26 protein-coding genes are annotated in these 24,998 nt (G+C 74.3%); 11 read left to right on the top strand and 15 right to left on the bottom strand.

The annotated features are described in order from the left end of the window. Positions 1 to 40 precede the first annotated feature (40 nt). The 8 genes from ACFFIC_RS07120 to ACFFIC_RS07085 all read right to left on the bottom strand — a co-directional run bounded on the left by ACFFIC_RS07120 (position 41) and on the right by ACFFIC_RS07085 (position 7,843). On the bottom strand, positions 41 to 271 hold the full coding sequence (locus ACFFIC_RS07120) for a YgaP family membrane protein (RefSeq protein ID WP_377049473.1): 231 nt from the start codon (positions 269 to 271) through the stop codon (positions 41 to 43). A 62-nt stretch (positions 272 to 333) separates the two neighbouring features. Further along, a complete protein-coding gene (locus tag ACFFIC_RS07115) occupies positions 334 to 768 on the bottom strand; it encodes a thioredoxin domain-containing protein (protein ID WP_377049472.1) in 435 nt (144 codons plus the stop codon). Between the two features lie 21 nt (positions 769 to 789). Then, positions 790 to 2,217 (bottom strand): phospholipase D family protein, encoded by a 1,428-nt coding sequence (locus ACFFIC_RS07110; protein ID WP_377049471.1) that lies wholly within the window; start codon positions 2,215 to 2,217, stop codon positions 790 to 792. Between the two features lie 16 nt (positions 2,218 to 2,233). After that, positions 2,234 to 3,130, bottom strand: coding sequence for an endonuclease/exonuclease/phosphatase family protein (locus ACFFIC_RS07105; protein ID WP_377049470.1), 897 nt, complete (start codon positions 3,128 to 3,130; stop codon positions 2,234 to 2,236). A gap of 235 nt (positions 3,131 to 3,365) precedes the next feature. After that, positions 3,366 to 4,034 (bottom strand): SDR family NAD(P)-dependent oxidoreductase, encoded by a 669-nt coding sequence (locus tag ACFFIC_RS07100; protein WP_377049469.1) that lies wholly within the window; start codon positions 4,032 to 4,034, stop codon positions 3,366 to 3,368. A 98-nt stretch (positions 4,035 to 4,132) separates the two neighbouring features. Next, on the bottom strand, positions 4,133 to 5,338 hold the full coding sequence (locus ACFFIC_RS07095) for an FAD-dependent oxidoreductase (RefSeq protein ID WP_377049468.1): 1,206 nt from the start codon (positions 5,336 to 5,338) through the stop codon (positions 4,133 to 4,135). After that, complete coding sequence (locus ACFFIC_RS07090; protein ID WP_377049467.1) at positions 5,338 to 6,387, bottom strand: ring-opening amidohydrolase; 1,050 nt, start codon at positions 6,385 to 6,387, stop codon at positions 5,338 to 5,340. Before ACFFIC_RS07090 ends, ACFFIC_RS07095 begins: the two co-directional genes overlap by 1 nt. A 70-nt stretch (positions 6,388 to 6,457) precedes the next feature. Then, positions 6,458 to 7,843 carry an amidase gene (locus ACFFIC_RS07085; RefSeq protein ID WP_377049466.1) on the bottom strand — a complete coding sequence of 462 codons (1,386 nt, stop codon included), beginning with the start codon at positions 7,841 to 7,843 and terminating at the stop codon, positions 6,458 to 6,460. A gap of 130 nt (positions 7,844 to 7,973) precedes the next feature. Between ACFFIC_RS07085 and ACFFIC_RS07080 the strand changes: the two genes are divergently transcribed. From ACFFIC_RS07080 to ACFFIC_RS07070, 3 genes are all read left to right on the top strand, one after another. Beyond that, positions 7,974 to 8,996 (top strand): ABC transporter substrate-binding protein, encoded by a 1,023-nt coding sequence (locus ACFFIC_RS07080; RefSeq protein ID WP_377049465.1) that lies wholly within the window; start codon positions 7,974 to 7,976, stop codon positions 8,994 to 8,996. Positions 8,997 to 9,172: 176 nt separating this feature from the next. Next, positions 9,173 to 9,964: a DUF1194 domain-containing protein gene (locus ACFFIC_RS07075; RefSeq protein WP_377049464.1), complete on the top strand. Its 792-nt coding sequence runs from the start codon at positions 9,173 to 9,175 to the stop codon at positions 9,962 to 9,964. Between the two features lie 39 nt (positions 9,965 to 10,003). Beyond that, positions 10,004 to 10,255 carry a hypothetical protein gene (locus ACFFIC_RS07070; protein WP_377049463.1) on the top strand — a complete coding sequence of 84 codons (252 nt, stop codon included), beginning with the start codon at positions 10,004 to 10,006 and terminating at the stop codon, positions 10,253 to 10,255. Between the two features lie 14 nt (positions 10,256 to 10,269). On the opposite strand, the gene ACFFIC_RS07065 is transcribed toward ACFFIC_RS07070, so the two are convergent. The 3 genes from ACFFIC_RS07065 to ygfZ all read right to left on the bottom strand — a co-directional run bounded on the left by ACFFIC_RS07065 (position 10,270) and on the right by ygfZ (position 13,168). After that, positions 10,270 to 11,244: a Bug family tripartite tricarboxylate transporter substrate binding protein gene (locus ACFFIC_RS07065; RefSeq protein WP_377049462.1), complete on the bottom strand. Its 975-nt coding sequence runs from the start codon at positions 11,242 to 11,244 to the stop codon at positions 10,270 to 10,272. Between the two features lie 32 nt (positions 11,245 to 11,276). After that, positions 11,277 to 12,251 carry a 2-hydroxyacid dehydrogenase gene (locus ACFFIC_RS07060; protein WP_377049461.1) on the bottom strand — a complete coding sequence of 325 codons (975 nt, stop codon included), beginning with the start codon at positions 12,249 to 12,251 and terminating at the stop codon, positions 11,277 to 11,279. 98 nt (positions 12,252 to 12,349) lie between these two features. Next, entirely contained in the window at positions 12,350 to 13,168 is an 819-nt protein-coding gene (gene ygfZ, locus ACFFIC_RS07055; protein ID WP_377049460.1) for a CAF17-like 4Fe-4S cluster assembly/insertion protein YgfZ, read from the bottom strand. A gap of 91 nt (positions 13,169 to 13,259) precedes the next feature. Here ygfZ and ACFFIC_RS07050 point away from each other — a divergent pair, with 91 nt between their 5' ends. From ACFFIC_RS07050 to ACFFIC_RS07035, 4 genes are all read left to right on the top strand, one after another. Continuing rightward, the gene (locus ACFFIC_RS07050; protein ID WP_377049459.1) at positions 13,260 to 13,598 is read left to right on the top strand and encodes a hypothetical protein; all 339 of its coding nucleotides are present in this window, start codon (positions 13,260 to 13,262) and stop codon (positions 13,596 to 13,598) included. 66 nt (positions 13,599 to 13,664) lie between these two features. After that, positions 13,665 to 14,585: a glycosyltransferase family 9 protein gene (locus ACFFIC_RS07045; protein ID WP_377049458.1), complete on the top strand. Its 921-nt coding sequence runs from the start codon at positions 13,665 to 13,667 to the stop codon at positions 14,583 to 14,585. Beyond that, a complete protein-coding gene (locus ACFFIC_RS07040; protein ID WP_377049457.1) occupies positions 14,582 to 15,406 on the top strand; it encodes a glycosyltransferase family 2 protein in 825 nt (274 codons plus the stop codon). Before ACFFIC_RS07045 ends, ACFFIC_RS07040 begins: the two co-directional genes overlap by 4 nt. Continuing rightward, the gene (locus tag ACFFIC_RS07035; protein WP_377049456.1) at positions 15,403 to 16,530 is read left to right on the top strand and encodes a glycosyltransferase family 4 protein; all 1,128 of its coding nucleotides are present in this window, start codon (positions 15,403 to 15,405) and stop codon (positions 16,528 to 16,530) included. Before ACFFIC_RS07040 ends, ACFFIC_RS07035 begins: the two co-directional genes overlap by 4 nt. On the opposite strand, the gene ACFFIC_RS07030 is transcribed toward ACFFIC_RS07035, so the two are convergent. Further along, positions 16,493 to 17,734, bottom strand: coding sequence for an O-antigen ligase family protein (locus tag ACFFIC_RS07030; protein ID WP_377049455.1), 1,242 nt, complete (start codon positions 17,732 to 17,734; stop codon positions 16,493 to 16,495). The genes ACFFIC_RS07035 and ACFFIC_RS07030 overlap by 38 nt on opposite strands. A gap of 296 nt (positions 17,735 to 18,030) precedes the next feature. On the opposite strand from ACFFIC_RS07030, the gene ACFFIC_RS07025 reads away from it, so the two are divergent. Continuing rightward, positions 18,031 to 19,398: a hydrolase gene (locus ACFFIC_RS07025; protein WP_377049454.1), complete on the top strand. Its 1,368-nt coding sequence runs from the start codon at positions 18,031 to 18,033 to the stop codon at positions 19,396 to 19,398. Between the two features lie 47 nt (positions 19,399 to 19,445). Here the strand turns inward: ACFFIC_RS07025 and ACFFIC_RS07020 are convergent, their stop codons facing one another. Further along, complete coding sequence (locus tag ACFFIC_RS07020) at positions 19,446 to 20,504, bottom strand: AbrB family transcriptional regulator (protein WP_377049453.1); 1,059 nt, start codon at positions 20,502 to 20,504, stop codon at positions 19,446 to 19,448. 125 nt (positions 20,505 to 20,629) lie between these two features. Between ACFFIC_RS07020 and ACFFIC_RS07015 the strand changes: the two genes are divergently transcribed. Next, a complete protein-coding gene (locus ACFFIC_RS07015) occupies positions 20,630 to 21,961 on the top strand; it encodes a dihydroorotase (protein WP_377049452.1) in 1,332 nt (443 codons plus the stop codon). A gap of 32 nt (positions 21,962 to 21,993) precedes the next feature. Here ACFFIC_RS07015 and ACFFIC_RS07010 read toward each other — a convergent pair whose 3' ends face one another. Together ACFFIC_RS07010 and ACFFIC_RS07005 are read right to left on the bottom strand one after the other, a co-directional pair. After that, positions 21,994 to 22,335 carry a hypothetical protein gene (locus tag ACFFIC_RS07010; protein ID WP_377049451.1) on the bottom strand — a complete coding sequence of 114 codons (342 nt, stop codon included), beginning with the start codon at positions 22,333 to 22,335 and terminating at the stop codon, positions 21,994 to 21,996. Between the two features lie 113 nt (positions 22,336 to 22,448). Beyond that, positions 22,449 to 22,805: a hypothetical protein gene (locus ACFFIC_RS07005; RefSeq protein ID WP_377049450.1), complete on the bottom strand. Its 357-nt coding sequence runs from the start codon at positions 22,803 to 22,805 to the stop codon at positions 22,449 to 22,451. A 118-nt stretch (positions 22,806 to 22,923) separates the two neighbouring features. Here ACFFIC_RS07005 and ACFFIC_RS07000 point away from each other — a divergent pair, with 118 nt between their 5' ends. Next, positions 22,924 to 23,577 carry a tetratricopeptide repeat protein gene (locus ACFFIC_RS07000; RefSeq protein WP_377049449.1) on the top strand — a complete coding sequence of 218 codons (654 nt, stop codon included), beginning with the start codon at positions 22,924 to 22,926 and terminating at the stop codon, positions 23,575 to 23,577. A gap of 25 nt (positions 23,578 to 23,602) precedes the next feature. Further along, a complete protein-coding gene (locus tag ACFFIC_RS06995) occupies positions 23,603 to 24,949 on the top strand; it encodes an outer membrane protein assembly factor BamB family protein (RefSeq protein ID WP_377049448.1) in 1,347 nt (448 codons plus the stop codon). Positions 24,950 to 24,998 lie beyond the last annotated feature (49 nt).

Here is a 24,998-nt window from a genome sequence, read left to right as displayed (position 1 = left end):
TCACCGCGCCGCCCGGGAGGGGCGCGGCGGGCTTATCGCGTCAGGCCCGGCGGGGGCAGGTGTTCACGCCGAGCAGCGAATAGGCCGGGCAGTTTCCCACAATCCCCGTGGCCAGCGGCACGAGCCCGAGCAGGCCCCACCATCCCAGCACGCCCGCGGCACCCAGGGAGAGCAGCACGATCCCGGCCACCACGCGCAGGGTCCGGTCGATGTTGCCGACATTGGTCGATGGCATGATGTCCTCCTCCTCGGCCGGGCTGGCCTGCGGCAAGAGGTTATTCTGCGGGAAAAGGTCGGGGCCTTGATCCCGATCAAGGCCGCGCCGCGATCCGCTCAGGCCACCTGACGCGCCCAGGCGACGATGTGCTGCGCCGGCATGGCGCCGCTCTGGCGGCTGCGCTCCCGGCCGCCGCTGAACAGGGCCAGGGTGGGGATGCTGGCGATGCGCAGTTCCTGCGCGAGCGCGGGCGCTTCCTCGGTGGACACCTTCACCAGCCGCATGGCCGGCTCCAGCGTGGCGGCCGCCGCCTCGAAGGCCGGGGCCATGGCGCGGCAGGGCCCGCACCATGAGGCCCAGAAGTCCACCAGGAGCGGGATGCCGCTGTTCGCGGCGTGGTGGCGGAAGCGCGCCTCGGAGAGCGCCAGCGGCTTCGCCTCGAACAAGGGCTGCTTGCAGGCGCCGCAGCGGGGCTTGTCGCCCAGGCGCGCCGAGGGCACGCGGTTGATGCCGTCGCAGTGCGGGCAGACGATCTGGGTTGTCTCGTTCACCGGCGCCTCCCTGGGCGACAACTAGAGCTGCGACTCGATGGGCAGGCGCCGCGTCACCCAGGCCAGCACCCTCCGGCCGAGCGAGGCGTCGGGCTCGCCGCGGCGTTCCACCAGCTCCCCGCCGACCTCGGCGGTCCAGGCCAGGTGCCCCGGTGCCGCCCGCCGCACGCGCCAGCTTCGCGCGGGATCCACCAGCCGGGCGTGCTCCTCGACCAGTTGGCGCGCGACGGCCACGTCATCCACGAAGACACCCATCTCGGTGTTCAGCATGGCCGAGCGGGGATCGAGATTGAAGGAGCCGACAAAGCTCCGGGCACGGTCGATCACCATGGCCTTGGTGTGCAGGCTGGCCCCGCGGGAGCCGAAGACGGTGGCGCCCTCGTCGCCCGAGGGCTTCAGCTCGTGCAGCCCGACGCCCGCTTCCAGCAGCCGCTCCCGGTAGCGGGCGTAGCCGCCATGCACGGCCACCACGTCGGTCGCGGCCAGCGAGTTCGTCACCACCGAGACGCGCAGGCCGCGGCGGGCCATGGCCTCCAGCAGCGCCGTGGCGGTCTCGCCCGGCACGAAATAGGGAGAGATCAGCAGCGCTTCGCGCTCGGCACCGCGGAGGGCGCCCAGGATGGCCTCGGCCAGGCCTTCGGAGGGAAGGGCATCGCCGCTCGCCTTGTCCGGCGGATCGGCCTGGATGCGCAGCGCCGTGGGCGCCACGGGCGTGACGCCGGAGGGATCCTGCGCGCGCACCCGCGCCACGCCGGGATCGTCGCTCAGCCCCGCGAAGAAGGGCGCGGCCTCCGGCGCCGCGCAGGCCGCGTCGAAGCGGCGGGCGAGGGCGCGCAGGCCGCCGCGCCGGCGGTGGGCGGAAGGCACCACGGCCGAGACGGGCTGGGCCAGGCGGTGGTGCCAGTAGCGGTCGAACACGGCCTGGGCCTGCCGCGCGGCGGGGCCGGCGACGGCGAGGTCCATGTCGCGGAAGTTGAAGGCGTCGGAGGCGTCGAAGTACTCGTCGCCGATGTTGCGGCCGCCGCAGATGGCGAGGTTGCCGTCCGCCAACCAGGCCTTGTTGTGCATGCGCCGGTTCAGGTGGCGGCCGCCGAACAGCAGCTCCAGCACCAGGCCGAGCCGGCCGAAGCGGCGCCAGTGCGTCGGGTTGAACAGCCGCACCTCGATGGCCGGATGGGCGTCCAGCGCGGCCAGCATGCGCTCGCCGCCGATCGCGTACATGTCGTCCAGCAGCAGGCGCACGCGCACGCCGCGGTCGGCCGCGCGCAGCACCTCCCGCGCCAGCACCTTGCCGGTCAGGTCGTTGCGCCAGGCATAGTATTGCAGGTCGAGGCTCCGGACGGCGTCGCGCGCGGCCTGGGCGCGCGCGGCGAAGGCCACGAGGCCGCTGCGGATGACCGAGACGCCGCTCCGCAGGTCCGTCCGTTCCTGTGGGGCCTCCGTGAGCATGGCCGTCCGCGCTCCCTCAGGCCGCCTCGGCCGAGGGATCGGCCGCGGGGCGGTGCCCGTGCGGCATCGTTCCATGAACCGCGGGCGCGTGCATCACCGAAAGGTCGAGCCGGGCCTTCAGGGGCAGGTGGTCCGAGGCGAGGCGGGCGAGCGGCGTCTCGTGCGCGCCGGCCCCGCGGATCAGGCCGAAGGGGCGCCCGAAGATGCGGTCCAGCGGCAGCAGGGGCATGCGGCTGGGAAAGGTGGCCGTGCCCGCATGCGCCGCGCCGAAGCTGGGCTCCAGCGCCTTGAGCGAGGAGCGCCGCCCCGGGCGCCACTCGTTCAGGTCGCCCAGCATCACCGTCGGCAGGCCCTCGGTCTCCGCCAGCAGGGCGAGGATCGCCGCCACCTGCTGGGAGCGGTGCCGGCGCAGCAGGCCGAAATGCGCGGCCACCACGCGGAGCGGGCCGGCGGGAAGGTGGAGGTCGACCACGATGGCCCCGCGCGGCTCGCCGCCCGGAAGGGCGAGGCGCCGCAGGCCGGTGACCCTGCCCACGCGCAGCAGCAGCGCGTTGCCGTGCCAGCCCTGGCCGTCCGGCGTGGTGGAGATCGGCACCAGGCGCAAACCGGTGCGGCGCTCCACCGCCTCCATGTCCAGCAGGCCGGTGCGGCGGCCGAAGCGGCGGTCCACCTCCTGCAGGGCGAGGATGTCGGCGTCCAGCTCGGCGATCACCTCGGCCACGCGGGCGGGGTCGAAGCGCTTGTCGGTGCCGACGCACTTGTGGACGTTGTAGGAGGCGACCCGCAGCGCCGAGGCGGGGATCGGGCCGTGGTCGTGGACGGGGCCCCCGAGGCTGCGGCGGAGGCGGGCCAGGGCGCGGGGGATGGCGGCGGGACGGTTCAGCCAGAGCGGGGCGGGTTCTGAAATTCGCATCGTCCTTGTGTCGATCGGCCGGTCGCCGCCTCCTGGTGGGTTGCCGAGATGGGCCTTGGGGCGTCGGACGCCAACCCGGCCCGCGCCCCCGTCCCGGCCGCGTGCCATTCCAAGCCGCTCCGGCCCGTCATGGGAAGGGCCGGGCCGCCGGCGTGGTTGGCCGGTGCGCGGGCGTTCCGTTCGCGGCGCCGCGCGCCGGCCACCGGCGATGGCGTGCCCGGAGGGCGGGCGGGCGTCAGAAGGGGATCCGCTCGCCCCTGTGGTCGAAAAGCAGGCCGGTCTGGGCGGGGGTCAGCGCATCGATCACGGCCAGCAGCCGCCCGGCGGCCTGCTCGGGCGACTGCACCTCCAGCCCCGCCTTGGCGAAGGGACCGGACAGGCCGGTGTGGACCGTGCCCGGGTGCAGGGCCACGCAGATGGCCTCCCGGCGCGTGCGGGCCAGCTCGATGGCGGCGGTGCGCACCATCTGGTTCAGCGCCGCCTTGGCCGCGCGGTAGCTGTACCAGCCGCCCAGGTGGTTGTCCGCGATGCTGCCGACGCGGGCGGACAGCGTGGCGAAGACCGCCCGTCCGTCCCGCGCCAGCAGGGGCAGGAAGTGCTTCATCAGCAGCGCCGGGCCGGCGGCGTTGACGGCGAAGCTGTGGGCCATGTGCGCGGGGTCGAGCTGGCGGAGGCTCTTCTCGGGTTGGAAGCGGCCGTCGTGCAGGAAGCCGGTGGCGTCGATCACCAGGCGGAGCCCGGGGCCGGCGGCGGCGGCGCAGGCGGCGATGCTGTTCTCGTCCAGCAGGTCGATCCCGGGCGAGGTGCCGCGGCCGAAGCGCATCACGGGGGTGCCGCCAGCTTCCAGGGCATCGGCCAGGGCGCGGCCGATGCCGCCCGTGGCGCCGATGACGGCGGCGGTCAAAGGCGCGGTGCCCGCGGGGAAGGGCGGCCGGGCGAGGCGGGGCGGGGCTTGGTCATGGGCGAAACATTGCCCCGTTCCGCGGCCCGGCAAGCGCCGGGTCAGGCGGCCTCGGTGCGGGCGGGCAGGCCCAGCTCCTCCGGGCCGGGCACCTCCGTGTAGAGGCGGCGGAGTTCCCCGAGGAAGGGCTCGCGGCCCTTCCTGCGGGTGCCCTCCACGGGATCGGCGCCGAGGATGGTGTCGCTCGCCGCGCGGGAGATGCGGCGGGCGAAGTCCACGCGCGGGTCGCGCCAGGAGGCAACCGTCGCGGCCACGGCGGCGGCGTCTTCGCCGGTGCGCAGGAGGGAGGCCGCGATCGTGCCGTCCTCGATCGCCTGGGTCGCGCCCTGGCCGAGGGTGGGAACCATGGCCTGGGCGGCGTCGCCCAGGAACAGGGCGCGGCCGCCCGCGGCGTGGCGCAGCATCGGGGCCTCCTGCGTGCGGGCCCAGTGGATGCCCGGGATGTCCGCCGCGATCCGGTCCAGCATCCAGGCGACGGCGGGGCAGGGGGGCGCGCCCCGGGGCGTGAAGAGGGCGCGCTGGAAGGCGGCGGTGCGGGCCTCGGGGGGGATCGGAACCTCCCCGCCCAGCTGAAAGGTGCCGGCGATGTAGACGGCGTTTCCCGGCACGCGGAAGGCCAGCAGGCGGTTGCTGCCCTGGAACCACTGGCCGTAGTCGTCGAAGGGGCAGTTCGTCGCCTCGCTCACCAGCAGGCGCCAGATGCAGAGGCCGAGATGCTCCGGCACGGGCTCGCCGTCCGTGAGCGCGCGGAGGCGGCTGTAGCGGCCATCCGCGCCCACCAGCAGGTCGAAGCCGCCGTGGCGGAGCAGTGTGCCGTCCGGGGTGCGGAAGACGGGCACGAGGCGGCCGGCGGCATCCTCCTCCAGCGCCTCCATCGCGTGGCCCTGGCGGGTGAGGTGGGACACGGGCGCGCGGAGGGCCCGGTAGAGTTCCGACCAGCGGATGCGAAGGCCCGGTTCCTCCGCCACCTCCATGAGGTCCAGGTCCAGCAGCGGGGTGCCGTCCGTCAGGTCTGCCCGCCAGCGGTGCCAGGGCAGGGAGACCGCCCGCACGGCGCCGTGGCGGGCGGGGGCGTGCAGGCGGAGCGCCTTCAGCGCGTTGGGGCCGAGGTTCAGGCCCGTGCCGGCCTCCGCGTGGTCGCCCGCCGCGGCGCGCTCGAAGACGGTGACCTCCTGGCCGGAGGCGCCGAGCAGCCCTTCGGCGAGCAGGGAGCCGGCGACGCCGCTGCCGATGATACCGATGCGCATCACGCGTCCTCCCCGGAACTGGCCGCGATCACGGCGACGATCCCGCCGCCGGGTGGCCCCTGGTGGGCGGCGCCGCCCGAAACGAAGACGCGGCCGTCGCCCGCCACCGCCGCGACCACCGCCCCCAGCGCCGCGCGCAGGTGGCGCTGGGCGTCGAGGTCGGTGTCGCCGATCATGGTGTGGCGCTGGCCGCGAACGAGCCGCGTGCGGTCGGGCTCGCCCTTGGCCAGGACGGCGCGGATGCGCGGGCGCTGGCCGGGCGGCACGTCGGGGTCGGCCTCCAGCCCGGCGGCGCGGAAGGCCGACTGGACGGCCGCGAGGTCGAGCGCGTCCGCCATGGGGCGCACGGCGATGGAGAGGCCGGGCGCCCAGCCGGGGGCGTGGCCGAGCACCACCACTTCGTCCCGCAGCACCTCCACCCCCGCGGAGGCGCTCACGCGGGACGAGAAGAGGTCGAGGTCTTCGAGAAGGGCGTCGCCGCGCGCGGAGGCGGCGGAAACGTCGCCGAGCGCGAGCGCCGCGCCCATGGCGCCCGCCGCGACAGAGCGGAGCAGCAGGCCAGGGCCGCCTGCGGGGGATTTCACCTGCGCCAGCGCCACACGGGCCGGGTTTTCGATGCCGGCATCGGCCATGGCGGCGCGGGTGGCGGCGGCGACGCGGGCGATCTGGGCGTCGTTGCCGACGTCGCCGGGCGCCGCGGGCGGGGCGAAGGCGGTGCCGATCGCCAGCCCTTCGGCGCCATCGCCCGGCTCGGCCGCGAAGATCATGTAGTGGGGGGACAGAACGCCCTCCGTTCCGCCCGAGAGCACGCAGGGGATGCGGGCGGCCAGGGTGCCCGGCGCTTCCCCGGTGGCGGCGGAGAGGAGGTGCAGGAGGGATTGCGTGAAGAAGCCGCGGGTGAAGTCGTTCAGCCCGCCATTGCCCTCGGTCTTGCCGATCACGGCCCTGACGGAGCCGGGGGCGAGAGCGCCGGATTCCAGCAGTCCGGCCAGTGCCGAGACGTCGCCGGGATGGGCCATGGGAAGGCGGTGGATGGTCAGGCGCGGCAAGGACGCGTGGCTCCTGCGGGACGGGCGGGCGAGGACAACGGCAAAGGCAGGCGCAAGGAGCGGGCCAGGCTCATGGGAGCTCCGGCCAGCGCTGGGCCCATGGATGTGCCGCCTCGTATTCCCGGGCGACCGCGAGGAGGGTGCCCTCCGCGCCGGGGGCGCCGACGAGCTGGAAACCGGCGGGCATCCCCGCCACGGGGTCGCAGGGCAGGGCGATGCCGGGCAGCGCGCCGAGATTGGCGAAGTTGGTGAACACCGCGTGGCCGCGGGGTCCGGCGGGCTGGCCGCCGATCTCCGGAGGGTGGGATTCGGTGGCGGGCCAGGGTAGCGCGGCGGCGGAAGGGGTGAGGATGGCGTCGCAGTCCGTCGACAGGAAGCGCGCCATGGACAGGCGGAAGGCGGCCATGCCGTCCAGCGCGGCGAAGAGGGCCGCCGCCGGCATGGACCGCCCGGCCCCGGCCATGGCGCGGAGGGCGGGGGAGGCGGGTGACGGATTCCCGGGCAGGCTGCCCAGCAACCAGGCCAGCCCCGCCGAGGCGATGGCGGGGAAGAGGGGGAGGATGGCCTCGGGGTCGAAGGGCGGCGGGCCTTCCTCCACCCGGTGGCCCAGGGCGGCCAGGCGCCCGGCCGCGGCGGCCACGGCGGCGGCGATGCCGGGATCGACCGGAGAGGCGCCGAAGCGCGGGACGTAGCGGATGCGAAGGCGCGGTGCGGGGAAGGAGGGGCCTCGCGCCGCCGGGCCGCCCATGGCCTCCAGCAGCAGGGCGGCGTCGCCCACCGTGCGGGCGATCGGGCCGATCACCTCCAGGTCCAGCAGGATGGCGGGCAGGCCGTCGGCGCGCGGCGCGCGGCCTGGCGTGGGCTTGAGGCCGACGAGGCCGGTGTGGGAGGCGGGGCGGCGGATGGAGCCGCCCCCATCGGTGCCGACCGCCAGCGGGCCCAGGCCGGCGGCCACCGCTGCCACCGCTCCGCCGCTGGAGCCGCCGGGGGTGAGGCGGGTGTTCCAGGGGTTGCGGGTGGGGCCGAACAGGGTGTTGTCCGTGTATCCCTCCAGCGTGAATTCGGGGACGTTGGTCTTGCCCAGGATCACGGCGCCCGCCGCCCGCAGCCGGGCCACCGGAAGCTCGTCCCGCGCGGGGATGGTGCCGGGCCAGGCGGGGCTGCCCCAGCGGCAGGGCAGGCCGGCGACGGGGATGTTGTCCTTCACGGTCAGCGGCACGCCGTCCAGCGGGCCCAGCGGGCGGTCCGCGCGCCAGCGGGCCTCGCTGCGCGCGGCGGCGGCAAGGGCGCCTTCACCGTCGAGCGCGATCACGGCGTTCAGTTGCGGGTTCAGCCGCGCGATGCGGCCGAGCACCGCGCGGGCCGCCTCCAGGGGGGAGAGGGCGCCGCTGCGGTAGTGCTGGGCGAGGGCTTCGGCGGAGAGGGTGGTGGGGTCGATGGGGGCGGGCTCCCGCAATGGGCGAAAGGGTGTCGGCGGGGCTTATGCAAGCATCGGGCTGACCCGCGCCGGGCCACTCGCGGCATCCTTTTTGCCTTGGTCCAGGCCATGCGGGCTGGCCCGAGCCGCCCGGTGGGGATGAACCGCGATGAACCTGCACCTGTCCCGTCGCCGCCTGATGGCCGGGAGCGCGGCGCTGGCCGTACCGCACGTCGCCCGCGCGCAGGCGGGCGCGAAGCTGCGCTTCGCGCTGGACTGGGCCAAGCAGGGGCCCAACGCCTATGTCACCATGGGCCACGAGAAGGGCTTCTTCCGGGACGCCGGCATCGACGCCACGGTGGACCGCGGCTTCGGTTCCGGCCGGGTGCCCACGGATATCGCGGCCGGTGCCTATGACATGGGCCAGGCGGACATCAACCCGGTGATCAAGTTCATGGCGGAGAACCCGGGCGCGGGGCTCGTCATCACCGGTGTCTGGGGCGACCGCTCGCTGCTTTGCGCCGTGACGCGGGCGGAGGGGCCGGTGCGGGCGCCCAAGGACCTGGAGGGCAGGACCCTGGCCGCGCCGGAGTCGGACGCGGGCCGCCAGTTGTTCCCGGCCTTCGCGAAGGCGGCGGGGGTGGACGCGGCCAGGGTGAACTGGCTGACGGTGAGCCCGGAGCTGCGCGAGCCCATGCTGGTGCAGCGGCGCGCGGACGGGGTGACGGGGGCGATCACGAGCGTCGGCATGTCGCTGAAGGCGCTGGGCATGGATTTCCCGCAGCAGCGCGTGATGTATTACCGCGACCACGGGCTGGATCTGCTGGGCACCTGCTACGTCACCACGCGCGCCTTCGCCGAGCGCAACCCGGAGGTGGTGCGCAACGCCCAGCGCGCCCTGTTCCGGTCGCTGGTTCACGCGAACAGGAACCGCGCCGAGAGCATCGCCATGCTCAAAAAGGCGGAGCCCCTGACGGATGTGGCGATCGAGACGGAGCGCCAGGCGATCAGCATGGAGCAGCAGGTCATCTCCGATCATGTGAAGGCCCATGGCCTGTCCAACCCCGACCGCGCGCGGTTCCAGAGGGCGATCGAGGCGGTGGAGACGGCCTATGGCATGGCCCCGAAGCTGAAGGTGGCCGACATCTACACGGACAGCTTCCTGCCACCGGTCGAGGAGCGGCGCCTCTGACATGCGGGGCCGGGGGCCGGCCCGGCCTGGGGTCACGGAGGCGTAATCGGCCTCACGAAGGCAGTAGCGCGCGAAACCGCCAGGGCTTATGCTGCATTGCACAATAAGCCGGTGCCCGGAGCCTTCCGGGGCCAGGCAGGGAAGCCAGACATGGCCCATCCAGAAGGACGGGACCGATGCAGCGTCGTTATCTTCTGCGCCTTTCCGGCGCCGGGGTGCTGGCCGCCCCCGCCATCCTCCGCGGGGCCCGAGCCGCGGTGCCAGCAAGGGCCCAGCCACCCGGGGACGGCCCGCAGGCCGTGGACGTGGAGTTGATCCTGGCCGTGGACGTGAGCCGCTCCATCGACGCCGACGAGCACGAGGCGCAGATGCGCGGCTATGCCAGCGCCTTCCGCGACCCGGAGGTGATCCGCTCCATTTCGGGGGGTGGGATCGGGGCCATCGCCTGCACGCTGTTCACCTGGTCGGACGCGGATTCGCAGGACAGCCTGGTTCCCTGGACCCGCATCGCGGACGAGGCCTCGGCGCACCGGTTCGCGCAGGCGCTGGATGCGGCGCCGCGCCGCACGGGCAGCTACACCTCCATCTCCGGCGCCATGGAGCACGCGACGCGCCTTTACGCGGAGGGCCTGTTCGAGGGCACGCGCAAGGTGCTCGATATTTCCGGCGACGGCATGAACAACTCGGGCCGGCGGCTGGAGCCGGTGCGGGCGCGGATGATCGAGGACGGGATCATCATGAACGGGCTCGCGGTGCTCGACCGCGCGCCGCCGCCTGGCAGCGCCTCGGCGCTGGAGGACTACTACCGGGACGAGGTGATCGGCGGTCCCGGCGCCTTCCTGGTTGTCGCGGAAGGGTTCGAGTCCTTCGGGCGCGCGGTGCGGCGCAAGATCGCGCGCGAGATCGCGGGCATCGGTGGCGCCACCCGCTTCGCCGGCCTGCCGCGCGTGGACCGCGTCGCGGCATGATGGCCGCGGCGTCTCAATGAAGAAGAGAAAGCAACGCACATGCCTCGCCTGACCATTGTCTCCACCAGGGACTACCGGCAGCACGTCCTGGAGATCGAGGAGCGGGGCAACGGCTCCTGCTCGGTCGTGGTGCATCCGCCCGCGCGCCTCGGGAGGCCGCGGCAGGTGGAGCCGGCGAACGATGGCGCGCTGCTGATCGACCTGGTGAACCAGGCCAGGGCGGAGATCGACGAGGTGATGGGCCCCAAGCCGCCGCCGCGCCGTCCGATGATGCGCCGCCGCTTCGCCTGAGGCCCTCGCGCCCCTTACTCGGGCGCGATGCGGCCCTGCTGCACCACCTGCTTCCAGCGGGCGATCTCGCCCTTCTGGAAGGCCGCGAACCCGGTGGGTGTGCTGGCCACCACGTCGAAGCCGAGATCGACCAGTCGCTTCGAGGTCTCGGGGTGGCGCAGCGCCGCGGCGCAGGCGGCGTGAACCTGCTCCGCCAGCGGCGCGGGCATGCCGGCCGGGCCGCCCAGCGCCTGCCAGGAATAGACCACGAAGTCGGACAGGCCGCTTTCGGCCGCGGTGGGCGTTTCCGGCAGCACCGGGCTTCGTGCATCGCCGGTGAGGAAGATCGCCCTGACGCGGCCATCGCGGATGTGCGGCGCGATGGAGCCGAGGTTCTGGAAGGAGAACTGCACGTTCCCCGCGATCAGGTCGGTCGTGGCCGGGCCGCCGCCGGAATAGGGAACGTGGGAGGCCTCCGCGCCCGTGCGCTGCTTGAACATCTCCGCGGTCAGGTGGTCGGATGAGCCCACGCCGGAGCTGGAATAGGCGGCGGCCCCGTTCTGCGACTTCACCCAGGCCACGAAGCCCGGCAGGTCGGTGGCCGGGACCTTCTGCGGGTTCACCACCAGCACGTTGGGCGTGCGCACCGTCTGCATCAGGCCCGTGAAGTCGCGCGCGGGATCGTAGCTGAGGTTGGGGCGCAGCGCCGCGTTGATGGCCCAGGTGCTGATGGGCGCATGCATCAGCATCGTGCCGTCGGGCGTGCCGCGGATCACCACGCGCGCGCCGATCTCCCCGGTGGCGCCCGGGCGGTTCTCCACAACCACGCCCTTGCCGCTGCCGGCCTGGAGCTGCTGCGCCAGGGCACGGGCGACGATGTCGGACGAGCTGCCGGGGGTGAAGGGCACGATGATGGTGACCGGCTTCGACGGCCAGCCCTCCTGCGCGCGCAGGAGGACCGGTGCGGCGAGGCCGCCGGCCGCGAGGCCGAGCAGGTGGCGACGGTTCATGGGTTTCTTGTTCTCCCTTGGACGCTTCCGGTTCACACGGGGTCGAGCGGGGCCTTGCCGGCCAGCACGGCGGCCACGTTGTCCAGCGCCCTGAAGCCCATGGCGTCCCGCGTTTCCACCGTCGCGCTGGCGACGTGGGGGGTGAGGAAGACGTTGGGCAGCTCGGCGAAGCGGAGGTCGAAGTCGGGCTCGCGCCGGAACACGTCGAGCCCGGCGGCGAAGAGGTGGCCGGACTTGAGCGCGTCGATCAGCGCGTCCTCGTCCACCAGCGCGCCGCGGGCGGTGTTCACGAAAACGGCGCCGCGCGGCAACAGGGCGAAGTTCCCGGCCGTCATCAGCGTGCCGGCCTCGCCGCCCGGCAGGTGCAGCGAGAGGATGTCGCAGCGCGGCAGCATGGCGGCGAGATCGGGCACGTATTCGGCGCCCATCTCCTGCTCGGCCGGCAGGCGGCGGCGGTTGTTGTAGAGGATCTTCATGCCGAAGCCCTGGGCGCGCCGGGCCATGGCCTGGCCGATCCGCCCCATGCCGACGATGCCCAGCGTCTTGCCGCTGGCCTGCAGGCCCAGGAAGTCCGGCATGCCGAAGCCCTGGCGCCAGCCCTTGCGCATGGTCGCCTCGTACTCGTGCCCGCGCCGGCAGGCGTTGAGCAGCAGCATGAAGGCGAGGTCGGCCGTGCAGTCGGTCAGCACGTCCGGCGTGTTGGTGACGATCACGCCCGCGGCCTTCACGGCGGCGGAATCCATGTGGTCGTGGCCGACGCTGGTGTTGGCGACGATGCGCAGGCTGGGCGGCAGGTGGGCGGCGTGTTCGGCGGTCAGCCGCACCTTGCCGCCCGAGACCAGCGCGGCCAGCCCCTTCTCGGCGACGATGGCCAGCGCTTCCCCGGCGTCCATGTCGTGGTCGGCGACAATGGCGCCGAAGTCGCGCCGGGCGCGTTCCGCCACCGCCTCCGGCACGCGGCGCGCCACCAGAACCCCGCCCGTCGCCGCCGTGTTGTCCTGGACCATCGTTTCTCGCTTCCTGCGTGCGGCGGGCGATCGCGCCGGCCTCGTGGGGCGATCCTGCCCGCGCGGCGGCGGCTTGTCAGGCCCGGGAGGCGTGATGCTCAGGCGGCGGGGGCGGGCAGGCGCATCCATTCGGGCAGGCGCGGGCGCAGCACCGCCCCGCCGCAGGAGAGGGAGGGGGCGCGGGCGGCCTCCAGGCGCAGCAGGGCCAGGCCGAGCCCGTCGCGGCCCGAGCGCATCTCGCCCACCGTGGCGCCATCGAGCGTAACCGGCGTGTCGCGCGGGGGCAGGGGGCCTTCCACCGCCACGGGCACCAGCCGGCGCTTGAGCAGGCCGCGGTAGCGGGTGCGGGCCGTCAGCTCCTGGCCCATGTAGCAGCCCTTCTCCCAGGCGATGCCGCCCAGCTCGTCGAAGCCGGCCTCCAGCAGCACGGTCTTGTCGCGGTCGAGGTCCAGCACGCCCCCGGGCAGGCCGAGGTCCAGGCGGTGGCGGTCGTATTCCGCGGGGTCGCCGCTCAGCGCCGTGCCGTAGAGGCGCCATCCCGCGGCGGGCAGGCGGGGGTCGCGGCGCGCGACGGAGGACATCGGCGGCTCCTCGCCCCAGACGGCGCCCACGGCGATTTCCGCGGAGCGATCCGCGATCGTCACCTTGGAGCGCAGCCGGAAGCGGGACAGCGTGGTCACGACCAGGGCCGCGTCCGCGCGGGGGCAGTCCAGCAGGATGGCGTCGGGGCCCAGGGCCTCGGCCTCGAAGAGCAGGAAGTCGGTGATCCACTTGCCCTGGGGCGAGAGCAGCGCGGCCCAGCGCATGCCGGTGCCGAGGGCCGAGACGTCGTTGGAGACGAGGCCCTGGAGAAAGGTGGCGCGGTCGGGACCGGCGACCTCCACGAGGCCGCGGTCGGGAAGGGGGGCGCTGGGCATGGGGGGCAGATCGGGCGCCGCCGGGCCCGGCGCAAGCACCGGAGGGGGGTGCCGCGTTGTCGCCGGGCACATCATCACGGAATCCTGCCCCATGCTCTTCGTTTCGTCCGGCCTCGGCCTGCTGGTGATCTCGATGCTGCTGGTCAGCGCGGTGGCCACCGGCGCGCTGGCGCAGACCGGCTTCACCATGGCCGGCCGCCCCGACCTGGCCTTTCTCGCGGCCAGCCTCGGGCTGCTCGCCGCGGCGGGGGTGAACTGGGTGGTGGGGCGGCGCCTCAACCGGCAGCCGGGACGGGAGATGATCGACGCGCGGACCGGGGAGCGGGTTCTGTTGCGCCGGCGGCACGCGCTGTTCTGGATCCCGATGGAGTACTGGTCCATCCCCGTGGCGCTGGCCGCCCTCGTCCCGCTCCTCGCGCTGCGGGGCTGAGGCGGCGGCCCCAACGCGACGCCCCCTCGCCCATCCCGGGGCGGGACGTGCTAGACCGTGCCGCCCATGCGGATCCTTTTTGTCACCTCCACCCGGATCGGCGACGCCGTGCTCTCCACCGGCCTGCTCGACCACCTGCTGCGAACCCATCCGGGGGCGCGGATCACGGTTGCCTGCGGCCCGGCGGCGGAGGGGGTCTTCGCGCGCATGCCCGGGCGGGAGCGCACCATCGTGGTCGCCAAGCGGCCCTTCTCCATGCACTGGCCCGTGTTGTGGGCGCAGGTGGCGGGAACGGTGTGGGACCTGGTGGTGGACCTGCGCGGCTCGGCACTGGGGTGGCTGGTGCCGGCGCGGCGGCGCGTGGTGATGCGCGGCGGGCGCCGGCCGGGGCACCGCCTGGGGCATATCGCGGCCGTGCTGCGCCTGGACCCGCCGCCGCATCCCGTGGCCTGGTTCGCGCCGGAGGACAGCCGCCGCGCCGCCGCCCTGCTGGGGGATGACCGGCCGGTGCTGGCGCTGGGGCCGACCGCGAACTGGGACGGCAAGGTCTGGCCGGCCGGACGCTTCGTGGACCTCGCCCGGGCCCTGCTCGGTCCCGGCGGCGCGCTGGAGGGCGCGCGCCCGGTGCTGCTGGGTGGGCCGGGAGAGGTGGAGCGGGCCATGGCGGCCCCGGTGGTGGCGGCGCTGCCGGACGCGCTGGACCTCGTCGGGCGGCTTTCCCTGCCGGAGGCGGCGGCGCTGCTGGCGCGGGGGCGGCTTTTCGTGGGCAATGATTCCGGGCTGATGCACCTCTCCGCCGCGGCGGGGGCGCCCACGCTGGGGCTGTTCGGGCCCACGCCGGCCGGGGAATACGGGCCGGTCGGGCGTGCCGCGCGGGCGGTGGTCTCGTCCGACGGGACCATGGCGGGGCTTGCGGTGGAGCGCGCGCTGGGTGCGGCGCAGGACCTGCTGGCCGCGGCCCCTCTTCCCGCGCCGCTGCACGCATGAGCGGCGCCGCGCCGCAGGCGGCGAACCGCATCTCCGCCCTGGTGGTGGCGCATAACGAGGCGGAGCGCTTGCCCGAATGCCTGGCAGCCCTGGGGCCGGCGGACGAGATCGTGGTGGTGCTGGACCGCAGCACGGATGGAAGCCTGGCCATCGCCCGGGCGCGCGCGAACCGGGTGATCGAGGGCGACTGGCCGCTGGAGGGCGACCGGCGCAACGCCGGGATCGCCGCCTGCACCGGCGAGTGGGTCCTGGAGGTGGATGCCGACGAGCGGGTGCCGCCCGCGCTCTGGGCGGAGATCCGGCGGGTTTGCGCGTCCTCGGCCCACGCGTTCCACCGCGTGCGGATCGACAACCACGTGGGCGGGCGGCTGATCCGCGGCGGCTGGGCGGGCAGCTTCGGCACCACCTCCAAGCCCATCCTGTTCCGGCGCGGCGCCAAGCGCTGGCGGGCGCAGCGGGTGCATCCGGGCCTGGACTGGACGGGAACGGAGGGCGAGAAGATCACCGCCCACGGCATCCACCACGCGCTGGACCGCGACATCTCCGACATGCTCCGGCGGCTGGACCGCTATTCCAGCGCAAAGGCGGCGGACCTGCTGGATTCGGGCAAGATCGGCTCGCTGCCCGACAACCTCCGCCGCTTCGTCAGCCGCTTCTTCAAGTCGCTGGTCTCGCGCGGGGGCTGGCGGGAGGGGGGCTGGGGGGTGCTGCTGGCCTTCTGCACGGGGCTGTTCCCGCTGTTGTCCCATCTGAAGGCCCGGCTTGAGCCGGAGAGGCACGGCGGGCGGCCGCGGGGCGGCGACCGGCAGGCCGGGCCTTGATCCTTCTTCTCACCCAGAACTTCCCGCCCGACCCGGGCGGCATCCAGGCCCTGATGGGCGACCTCGCGCGCGCGCTGGCCGCGAGCGGGCGCGAGGTGCTGGTGCTGGCCGACCATATCCGGGGGAAGGCATTGGCCGAGCCGGATTGGGGGGCGGGGATCGTGCTGCGGCGCTTCGGCGGGCCGCGCCCTTTGCGGCGGTGGCGCAAGGGCCTGGCCGCACGGCACGCGCTGGCCCGGCAGCCGGTTCGCGCCGTGATCGCCGATAGCTGGAAGAGCCTGGAGGCGCTGCCCCGCCCCGCCGTGCCCACGCTGGTTCTGGCCTATGGCTCGGAGTTCCCGCCTGAGGCTTCTCCGCGCAAGCGGCGGCGGATCGAGGCATCGCTGGCCAGGGCGAGCGCGATCGCGCCCATTTCGGCGTTCACGGAGGGGCTGATGCGGCCCTTCCTGGGGGCGGGTGCCCCCCGCCCCGTGGTGGTCCATCTGCCCATCCCGCCACAACCCGGGCCCACGGCGGATAAGCTGGCCTGGGTGAGGACGCTTCGCGGGGAGGGGCCGCTGCTGCTGACCATGGCGCGGCTGGAGCCGCGGAAGGGGATCGACCAGGTGATCCGCGCCTTGCCGGAGCTGGCGGCGCGGCATCCGGGCCTGCGCTACGCCATCGCCAGCGACGGGGAGGACCGCGTCCGCCTGGCCGGGCTGGCGCGCGAGCTGGGGGTGGAGGAGCGGGTTCGCTTCCTGGGATTCGTGGATGCGGGGGCCAAGGCGGCGCTCTACGCGGGGGCCGATGTGTTCGCCATGCCGACGCGGCGGGTCGGTGCCTCGGTGGAGGGCTTCGGCCTGGTTTACCTGGAGGCGGCCTGGTACGGCGTGCCCTCCGTTGCCGGCCGGGACGGCGGCGCGGCCGAGGCGGTGGCGGATGGCGAGACCGGGATCGTCTGCGAGGGGGACGACCCGGCGGCGGTGGCGGCGGCGCTGGGGCGGCTGCTCGGGGACGAGGCGCTGCGCCGCCGCATGGGCATGGCGGCGGCACGGCGGGTGAGGGACGATTTCAACTGGGGCTCGGTTCTGCCGCGCTACCTGGCCCTTATCGGGGACGGGCCGGCAGCCGGTTCATCGCGCTGAACACGGCGATCACAACCAGCAGCAGGCCGATCCACCACTCCTGCCAGACGCCGTAGCTCAGCATTCCCACGGTTGCGGCCGATGCCAGCACGCCGGTGCCGGCGGGCCCGCTGGCGGCGGCGGCCCAGGACAGGCCCAGCATCAGCAGCGCCACCAGGACGGCGCCCACCCCGCCCAGTTCCAGCCAGACCTGGATCATGGCGTTGTGGGTGTGCAGCGGCAGGCGCTGCGCCTCTGGCCGGGCGAACCAGGCGCGCGAGGCGGGGGAGGTGAGGCCGAAGCGGGTGAGGGTTGCGGCATCGAAGACGTCGCGCCCGCCGGGCACGCTGCGGCTGGCTTCGCCGCCCCAGCCCACCACCGGGTGCTCGGCGATCCGCCCGAGGGCGAAGTCCCAGATCAGGATGCGATGGGCGGCGGAGGGTGGGATGGTTTCCAGGGACGGCAGGCGGGGCAGGACCGCGCCGAAGACGAGCGGCGCCGCGACGAAGCCCGCCGCCAGCGCCGCCCCGATGCCGCGCGCGAGCCAGGGGCCGAGCATCCGCGCCGCCAGAAGCGCCAGCAGGCCGAGGACGGCGGCGATCTTGGCGGAGGTGGCGGGCAGCAGGAGCAGGGTGATCATGCCGCCCGCCACCAGCGCGGCGCGGGCCTGCCACGGCACCTGCCGCAGCGTGGCGGCGAGGGGCAGCAGGACGGCGATGAGCGAGCCGGCCGGCTTGAGCCCGAAGAAGAGGGTGGCCGGCGCTTCCCGCAGGCCGCGGACGGCGGCGCGGAGCGCGTTGCCGGTGACCTGATCGAGGAAGGCGAGCAGGATCCCGAGGGCCAGGCCCCAGAACAGCAGGCGCAGCATGCGCTCGATCCGCGCCGGGGGCTCTTCGGCCAGCGCGCGGGCGGTGGCCGAGCCCAGGAGGACGAAGCCGGCCGCGCTCAGCGCGGTGGTGGCGGCCCGGCCGGGTTCCTCGGCCCAGGCGGCGGTGAGCAGGCACCAGGCGAGGGGCAGCAGCGCCAGGAGGGTGGTGCGGCTTTCATGCCGGACAAGCGGCCAGGGAAGGCGGCCAAAGGCCTGCCGGTGGGCGAGGATGGCCGCGATGAAGGCGATCGTGCCTGCCAGGGCGATGCCACGGTACTGGCCGACGGCGATCGCGGGCATGACCAGCAGGAGGATACCCATGGGCCGGCTCGCGCCGCCCGGGCCGCGGGCTGTCAAGATGAGGGATTTCCTGCGGGGTGGGCGGGCGCAGAATGGATCACGCAGGGGCCGGGGGCGCAAGCCGGGGCGGGCGGGGCCGTGGCCGGGAAAGCTAGGATGGACCGGTGGTGCCAGGCCCCGAACAGGGTTGCCACGGCGCCGCGGGTTCTGAGCCGGTCCATCCATCCGGGGTCCCGTGCCCCAGGTCTGCCGATCTTCGTGCGCCGCCCCCGCCGGACGCTGCGTTGCCGAGGGAACCACGGGCCTGCCGGGCTGTTCCACCGGGCGGACCGCCATAAGATGGCACGAAGCTGATGAACAACAAGGAAACGCCGACCATGCGCCCATTCCGGCGCGCCCTTCTGGGTGCCATGGCCTTCTCGCCCCTTCTGTCCCGCCTCGCCCTGGCCCAGGAGGCCGCCCTGACCCCCATCCTGTTCGTGCACGGCAACGGCGACCATTCGGCGCTGTGGATGACGACCCTGTGGCGTTTCGAGAGCAATGGGTGGCCGCGGGACCGGCTGCGGGCGCTGGACTTCACCGACCCCCTGGCGCGCGACGACGACGCGGTGGCCCAGCCCATGCGCTCCTCCTCCGAGGATGCCTGGCGGGAGATGGCGGCGGAGGTGGCGGCGCTGCGCGGGCGGACCGGGGCGGGGCGGGTGGCGCTGGTGGGGAATTCCCGCGGGGGATACCCGATCCGCAACCATGTTCAGCTTCATGGCGGGGGCGCGGAGGTTTCGCACGTGGTCACCTGCGGCACGCCGAACAACGGCATCTACAATTGGGAGGAGAATGCGGGGCGGGAGTTCAATGCGCGGTCCACGCTGCTGCGGGCGCTGAACGGGGAGGAATCCCAGGTGGTGCCGGGTACGGAGTTCCTGACGCTGCGCTCGGATTCCAACGATCTTTATGCCCAGCCGGAGGGGCGCTACGCCGGCCGGCCGGGCGTGCCCACGGGGGTGGGATATGACAGCCCGGCGCTGCGGGGCGCGACCAACCTGGTGCTGCCCGGGGTGGACCACCGCGAAACCGCCTATTCCGCCCGCGCCTTTCGCGAGATGTTCCGCTTCATCGCGGGGCGGGAGCCGGAGCGGCTCTCGGTGGCGGCGGAGGCGAGGCCGGTGCTGGACGGGCGGGTGACGGGCACCCCGGGCGGCGTTCAGACCAACCGGCCCGTAGCGGGGGCGGTGGTGGAGGTGTTCCGGGTTTCGCCCGAAACCGGGGAGCGCATGGGCGAGGCGGTGCATCGCCGCACCACGGGCGAGGACGGGCGCTGGGGACCGGCGGCGGTTGCGCCGGACTGGAGCCTGGAGATCGTGGTGGCGGCGCCGGAGCACCCCATCACGCATTCCTACCGCTCGCCCTTTCCGCGCTCCTCGGACGTGGTGAACCTGCGCCCGGCGGCGCCGCCCGTCGCGGCGGACCGGGGGGCGGGGGCGGTGGTGCGCTTCAACCGGCCGCGCGGCTATTTCGGCATCCCGCGCGACGTGGTGCTGCTGGACGGGCGCGAGCCGGCGGAGCTGCCGCGTGGGGTGGCGGCCGGGGCGACGGCGGTGGCGCGGCTGCCGGAGGCGGAGGTTGGCCGTGCGGTCGCGGGCGTGTTCAACAAGGAGCGGGTGGTGGCCCGCGCCTGGCCGCTGGCGGAGAACCGGATCAGCGTGGCCGAGCTGACCTGGTAGGGGCCGGCGGGCGGGGGCGGGCATCGCCGCCTCCGCCGCGTGCCGCCCTATCCGCCCGAGCGGCGTGCCAGGGCGCGCGCCAGCGGCGGGCCGAGCAGCAGCACAACCAGCATGCGCACCGTCTGCAGCGCCATGACGAAGGACATGTCCGCGCCGCTCGATGCCCCGATGGCGGCGACGGAATCGATGCCTCCCGGGCTCATCGCGAGATAGGCGGTCAGCGGATCGAGCCCGAGCGCGCGGGCGAGGGCGACCGACATCAGCCCGCAGAGGGCGATCAGCACGGCGATGCAGAGCAGGAGCTTCGGCAGGGCGGAGGCCGCCTGGGCGAGGACGCCCCGCGTGAAGCCCAGCCCGATCTGGAAGCCGATCGCGCCGAAGCCGAGCGCGCTGAGCCAGGGTGGCACCTGCAGCGCCACCAGCCCCGAGGACTGGAGGAGGGCGCCGGCCACCATCGGCAACAGCATCGGCCCCGCCGGGATGCGGGAGGCCCGGCCGGCCCAGGCGCCGAGCAGCGCGAGGGCCATGGCCGCCGCCACCGCCCGGGGCTGGAACGGCGCCGCCGCCATGGCCGCCGCGGCCGGGCTCGGGCCGGTCGCCAGCCAGTGCGCCACCGCGATGGCCACGCCCACGACGCAGACCACCCGCAGGTACTGCATCAGCGCCACCATCCGCACGTCGGCGCCGAAGGCTTCCGCCATCACCACCATGGCCGAGGCGCCCCCGGGCGCCGCGCCCCAGATGGCTGTGGTGCCCGGCAGCACCCGCCAGACGCTGAGGAGCCAGCCCAGCAGCAGGCTGACGAAAAGCGTGCCGAAGGCGGCCGCGGCGATATAGGGCCAGTCCTCCAGGAAGGAGTGGAGGATGGCGGCCGTGATGGTGGTGGAGATGAGGCACCCGACCATCCCCTGGCCCGCGACATAGGCCCGGCGCGGCAGGCGGATGGAAACGCCCGCCAGGCTGAGCACGATCGCCGCGACCAGGGCGCCGAGGAGGGATGAGCCGGGCAGGCGGGCAAGGGCGCCGCCGAGGTCCAGGAGGAGCGCCAGGCCGATCAGGAGGGCCCACTGGGCAGCGGCCGGCAGCCGCGCCAAACGAGCCGGCATGAGCATCACCTTGTTGCAATGGGAGGGATGATAGGCCGGACGGGCGAATGGGGGAAATCGCCCTCCCGCCCCCGGCGCCCCTGGAGTATCACCCCGCCCTGGCAATTTGGCGATGGAACGGCGAGATGGCGAGATACGACCTGATCCTGCGCGGCGGCACCGTTGTCCTTCCCTGGGGCGAGGCTTCCGTCGACGTCGCGGTGCGCGCGGGAAAGATCGTCACGCTCGGCGACCTCCGCACGGACGAGGCGGCAGAGGTGATCGACTGCGCCGGGCTGCACGTGCTGCCCGGGCTGATCGACCCGCATGTTCATCTGCGCGACCCCGGCGACGCGGCGGTGGAGACGCTGGCCACCGGCACGAAGGGCGCGGTGCTGGGCGGGCTCGCGGCGGTGTTCGACATGCCCAACACCCAGCCCTCCATCACCTCGGTGGAGCAGCTGGACTGGAAGCGCGGGTATATCCGGGAGAACGCCTGGTGCGACGTCGGCATGTATGTCGGCGGCGCGCGCAGCAACGTGGGCGAGCTCGGCACGCTGGAGCGCGAGCCGAATGTCTGCGCCATCAAGGTCTTCGCCGGTTCCTCCACCGGCGACCTGATGATCGAGGACGACGAGACGCTGGAGCGCGTGATGCGCAACGGCGGGCGCCGCATCGCCTACCACTCCGAGGACGAGTACCGGCTGCAGGCGCGGAAGCCGATGTTCGAGGCCGGCGGGCCGCACCGGCTGCACGCGGAATGGCGGGACGTGGAATGCGCTTTCCTCGGCACGCGCCGCCTGATGGCGCTGGCGCGCAAGACGAACCGGCCCGCGCATATCCTGCACGTCTCCACCGCGGAGGAGCTGGACTACATGCGCGACTTCCGCGACGTGGCGACCGTGGAGGTGCTGCTGAACCACCTCACGCAATGGGCGCCGGATGCCTATGACGCCCTGGGCGGCTACGCCGTGATGAACCCGCCGATCCGCGACAGGCGCCACTACGAGGCGGCCTGGGCGGCAGTGGCCGACGGCACGGTGGACACGGTGGGCAGCGACCACGCGCCGCATTCCCGCGCGGCGAAGGAGCGCCCCTGGCCGGCGACGGCCGCGGGGCTGACGGGGGTGCAGACCCTCGTGCCGATGATGCTCGACCACGTCTCGGCCGGGCGGCTGTCGCTGGCGCGGCTGGTGGACCTGATGGCGGCGGGCCCCGCGCGGGTCTACGGCGCGATCGGGAAGGGCCGTATCGCGGCCGGCTACGATGCGGACTTCACGGTGGTCGACATGGGCCGCAGCCGGGTGATCGAGCAGGACTGGCTGGTCTCGCCCTGCGGCTGGAGCCCCTTCGTGGGCACGCGCTGCCAGGGCTGGCCCGTGATGACCGTGGTGCGCGGGCGGGCGGTGATGCGGGAGGACGAGGTGCTGGGCACGCCGGGCGGCCTGCCCGTGCGCTTCGACGGCACGCGGGCCTGAGGCGGAGGGCCGGGGACAACCCCCGGCCCGGCTCAGCTTCGGCCGAGATGGCGCCCGAAGGCGTCGCGGATCGCGGCCATGGCGTTGGCGGCGTTCTCGGCGTGGCGGCGGGCCGCCTTCTCGGTGGACTCCACCTCGTCGATCGCCTCGATCGCCGCCTCGGTGCTTTCCTTGAAGCCCTCGTGCAGTTCCTCCAGCCAGGTGCGGAGCTCCTCCTCGTCGCCGGCGGAGCGCAGGTCGTCCACCACGGCCTCCACCTCGCGCACCATGCGCTCGGGGCTCGCGCCGCGCTGGAGCACCTGGGAGAGGCGGTTGAAGGCCGCGCGCGTGGGGGCTGGAGCGCGCTTTGGCGCCGCGGCCGTCGATCGGGCCATGGAAGGTCCTTGGTGATGGGTGGTGAGAGCCCGGCCTGGGCCGGGCCGCATCCCCCTGAGGTGGGGCGCCGGGGCGATAAATCCAAGTGTTTCCCTGTGCTTGAAGGGCCTTCCTAGAGCAAACGTTCCGGCCAGGGCTCGACCGGCGGGGCGGGTCGCGCGTCGCCGACCGGGCGCGGCGGCGGGTTGCCGGGCGGCGGGCTGATCCAGCAGTCCACCGCGCCCAGGCTGCGGGTGCAGTGCGGCTGCGGCGCCGCGTCGGGCCCGGGGCGGCAGTAGCGCTCGCGCGCGTCCAGGTAGGCGATGGAGCAGTCCCGCCCGGTGACGCCGGAAACCACGATGTCCGGCACGGCGCGGCCGGTCAGCATCAGGGACACGCCGTTGGCCGCGGCCAGCGGCACCACCGCGCCGCAGCCGGGCAGCGCGAGCAGTGCCAGGAGGAGCGGAAGCAGGAGGGAAGGGGCGGGCATGCCGGCACGATGCACCGGGCGGGCTTAACGCCCTGTGACGGTCCCGCTATACCCCGGCCGGCCGCTCCTGCGGCAACGCCTGCGGCACCCGTGTGGCATCAAGGGGGAAGGAACCCGCTTGCCCGATATCTTCGACGAGGTCCGCGAGGATCTCCGCGCCGAGCGCGCCCGGCAGCTCGGGATGCGGTACGGCGGGATCCTGGCGGCGGTTGCGCTGCTGGCGCTGATCGCCGTCGGTGGGTGGCAGGGCTGGCGCTGGTACCAGACCCGCGAATCCGAGGCCTCGGCCAACGCCTTCCTTCTGGTTCACCGCGAGGCGGAGCAGCCCGGGGCCGACCTGAAGGCCGCGGCCGCCCGCTTCCAGGACATCGCGAACCAGGCGCCTGAGGGCTACCGCACCCTGGCGCGGCTGCGCGCCGCGGCGCTGAGGTCCGAGACGGGCGACCTGCCCGGCGCGCTGGCGGACTGGGACGCGGTGGCGAACGACCGCGCGGCCGACGCGCTGTACCGCGACCTCGCCAGCCTGAACTGGGTGCTGCACGGGCTGGACACGCAGGACCCGGCGATGCTCGCCGCCCGCATCACGCCGCTGACTGTGGAGGGCAACCCCTGGCGGGCCTCCGCGCGGGAGCTGCAGGCGCTGGTGGCGATCCGCCAGGGCCGGAACGACGAGGCGCGCCGCATCCTGGAAGCCCTTTCGGCCGATGCCGCGGCCCCGCAGGCGCTCCGTGACCGGGCCGCGCGCGTGGCGGCGCAGCTTCCGAATGCCTGACCCGATGCAGGAGAGCGTGTTGCCCATGAAGCCCACCCCGTCCCGACGCGGCCTGCTGCTGGGCGGCGCGGCCCTCGCGCTCTCGGGCTGCGAGACGATCGACAGCATCCTGGGCGACAAGAAGACGCCGCTGCCGGGGGAGCGGCTGCCGGTGATCCAGCAGGACCGCGAGCTGGCGATCGACCCGGCCGCGGCCGGGCGGCCCGTGGAGCTTCCGGCGCCCGTCGCGCGGGCGGATTGGCCGCAGGCGGGCGGGGTGCTGTCGCATGATCCCGGCCCGGCCTCGGTGGGGACGGGGCTGCGGGAGGTCTGGCGGGCCAGCATCGGCACCGGTTCCTCCTATCGCCGCCGGATCACCACGGGGCCGATCATGGCCAATGGCACGGTGTTCACCGCCGACGCCTTCGGCACCGTCTCGGCCTTCGACGCCGCCGGCGGCGCGCGCCGCTGGACGCGGGAGACGACGCCGGAGAAGGACGACGTGGGCGCCGTGGGTGCTGGCCTCGCCTTCTCGGAGGGCGTTCTCTACGCGACCACGGGCATGGCCGAGTTGCTGGCGATCGACCCCGGCACGGGGGAGGTGCGCTGGCGCGCCACCACCGGGGCGCCGACGCGGGGCGCGCCGACGGTTGCGGGCGGGCGGGTCTTCATTCCCACTGTGGAGAACCAGCTTGTCGCCCTTTCCACCGAGGATGGGCGGCGCCTCTGGACCTATCGGGGCGCCGTGGTCTCGGCCGTGCCGCTGGGCCTGCCCGCGCCGGCGGTGGAGGGCGAGAGCGTGGTGGTGGGGCTGCCCTCCGGCGAGCTGGCGGCGCTGCGGGCGGGCGACGGCCGGGTGATCTGGACCGAGAGCCTTTCGGCGGGGCCCGGCGGCCAGCGCGGCAGCATGGCGGAGCTGGCCGGGGTGCGCGGGCTGCCGATCATCACCGAGGGGCGTGTCTTCGCCGCCGGTCAGGCCGGCACCTGCCTCCTGGTGGACCTCCGCTCCGGGCGGCGGCTGTGGGAGCGGGACGTCGGAAGCAATTATTCTCCGGCGGTGGCGGGCGACTGGATCTTCGTGGTGACGCCGGACAGCCAGATCGTCGCCATCGGCCGCACGGACGGGCGGGTGCGCTGGGTGTCGCTGCTGGACGAGCGCTCGGCGCGCGACCGGCGCCGCACCCCCGCCACCTTCGGCTCGCCCCTGGTGGCGGCCGGGCAGATTCTGGTGCCGTCCTCCCTGGGGGAGCTGGTGCTGGTGGATCCGGGAGAAGGGGGCATCGCCGGGCGGGTGCGCCTGCCGGATGGCGCCACCCTCGCGCCCGTCGCGGCGGGCGGCACGGTGTACGTGGTGACGGACGGCGGGACGCTGGTGGCGTTGCGCGGGGCCTGATCCCCCGCCAGCCGTTTGCTGCCCCGCCGAGGTCGCGCTTGACCCCTCG

Source organism: Muricoccus vinaceus (assembly GCF_042433125.1).
GTDB classification, from domain to species: domain Bacteria; phylum Pseudomonadota; class Alphaproteobacteria; order Acetobacterales; family Acetobacteraceae; genus Roseomonas; species Roseomonas vinacea.
Note: the sequence above shows the minus strand (reverse complement) of the source record. Positions and strands in the feature narration are given on the sequence as shown.

What these genes read in the sequence shown, in the direction of transcription:
- ACFFIC_RS07110 (WP_377049471.1), bottom strand. Translation starts at nt 2,217, where the DNA reads ATGCTCACGGAGGCCCCACAGGAACGGACGGACCTGCGGAGCGGCGTC.
- ACFFIC_RS07105 (WP_377049470.1), bottom strand. Translation starts at nt 3,130, where the DNA reads ATGCGAATTTCAGAACCCGCCCCGCTCTGGCTGAACCGTCCCGCCGCC.
- ACFFIC_RS07095 (WP_377049468.1), bottom strand. Translation starts at nt 5,338, where the DNA reads ATGCGCATCGGTATCATCGGCAGCGGCGTCGCCGGCTCCCTGCTCGCC.
- ACFFIC_RS07080 (WP_377049465.1), top strand. Translation starts at nt 7,974, where the DNA reads ATGAACCTGCACCTGTCCCGTCGCCGCCTGATGGCCGGGAGCGCGGCG.
- ACFFIC_RS07075 (WP_377049464.1), top strand. Translation starts at nt 9,173, where the DNA reads ATGCAGCGTCGTTATCTTCTGCGCCTTTCCGGCGCCGGGGTGCTGGCC.
- ACFFIC_RS07070 (WP_377049463.1), top strand. Translation starts at nt 10,004, where the DNA reads ATGCCTCGCCTGACCATTGTCTCCACCAGGGACTACCGGCAGCACGTC.
- ACFFIC_RS07065 (WP_377049462.1), bottom strand. Translation starts at nt 11,244, where the DNA reads ATGAACCGTCGCCACCTGCTCGGCCTCGCGGCCGGCGGCCTCGCCGCA.
- ACFFIC_RS07060 (WP_377049461.1), bottom strand. Translation starts at nt 12,251, where the DNA reads ATGGTCCAGGACAACACGGCGGCGACGGGCGGGGTTCTGGTGGCGCGC.
- ygfZ (WP_377049460.1), bottom strand. Translation starts at nt 13,168, where the DNA reads ATGCCCAGCGCCCCCCTTCCCGACCGCGGCCTCGTGGAGGTCGCCGGT.
- ACFFIC_RS07050 (WP_377049459.1), top strand. Translation starts at nt 13,260, where the DNA reads ATGCTCTTCGTTTCGTCCGGCCTCGGCCTGCTGGTGATCTCGATGCTG.
- ACFFIC_RS07045 (WP_377049458.1), top strand. Translation starts at nt 13,665, where the DNA reads ATGCGGATCCTTTTTGTCACCTCCACCCGGATCGGCGACGCCGTGCTC.
- ACFFIC_RS07040 (WP_377049457.1), top strand. Translation starts at nt 14,582, where the DNA reads ATGAGCGGCGCCGCGCCGCAGGCGGCGAACCGCATCTCCGCCCTGGTG.
- ACFFIC_RS07025 (WP_377049454.1), top strand. Translation starts at nt 18,031, where the DNA reads ATGAACAACAAGGAAACGCCGACCATGCGCCCATTCCGGCGCGCCCTT.
- ACFFIC_RS07020 (WP_377049453.1), bottom strand. Translation starts at nt 20,504, where the DNA reads ATGCCGGCTCGTTTGGCGCGGCTGCCGGCCGCTGCCCAGTGGGCCCTC.
- ACFFIC_RS07015 (WP_377049452.1), top strand. Translation starts at nt 20,630, where the DNA reads ATGGCGAGATACGACCTGATCCTGCGCGGCGGCACCGTTGTCCTTCCC.
- ACFFIC_RS07010 (WP_377049451.1), bottom strand. Translation starts at nt 22,335, where the DNA reads ATGGCCCGATCGACGGCCGCGGCGCCAAAGCGCGCTCCAGCCCCCACG.
- ACFFIC_RS07005 (WP_377049450.1), bottom strand. Translation starts at nt 22,805, where the DNA reads ATGCCCGCCCCTTCCCTCCTGCTTCCGCTCCTCCTGGCACTGCTCGCG.
- ACFFIC_RS06995 (WP_377049448.1), top strand. Translation starts at nt 23,603, where the DNA reads ATGAAGCCCACCCCGTCCCGACGCGGCCTGCTGCTGGGCGGCGCGGCC.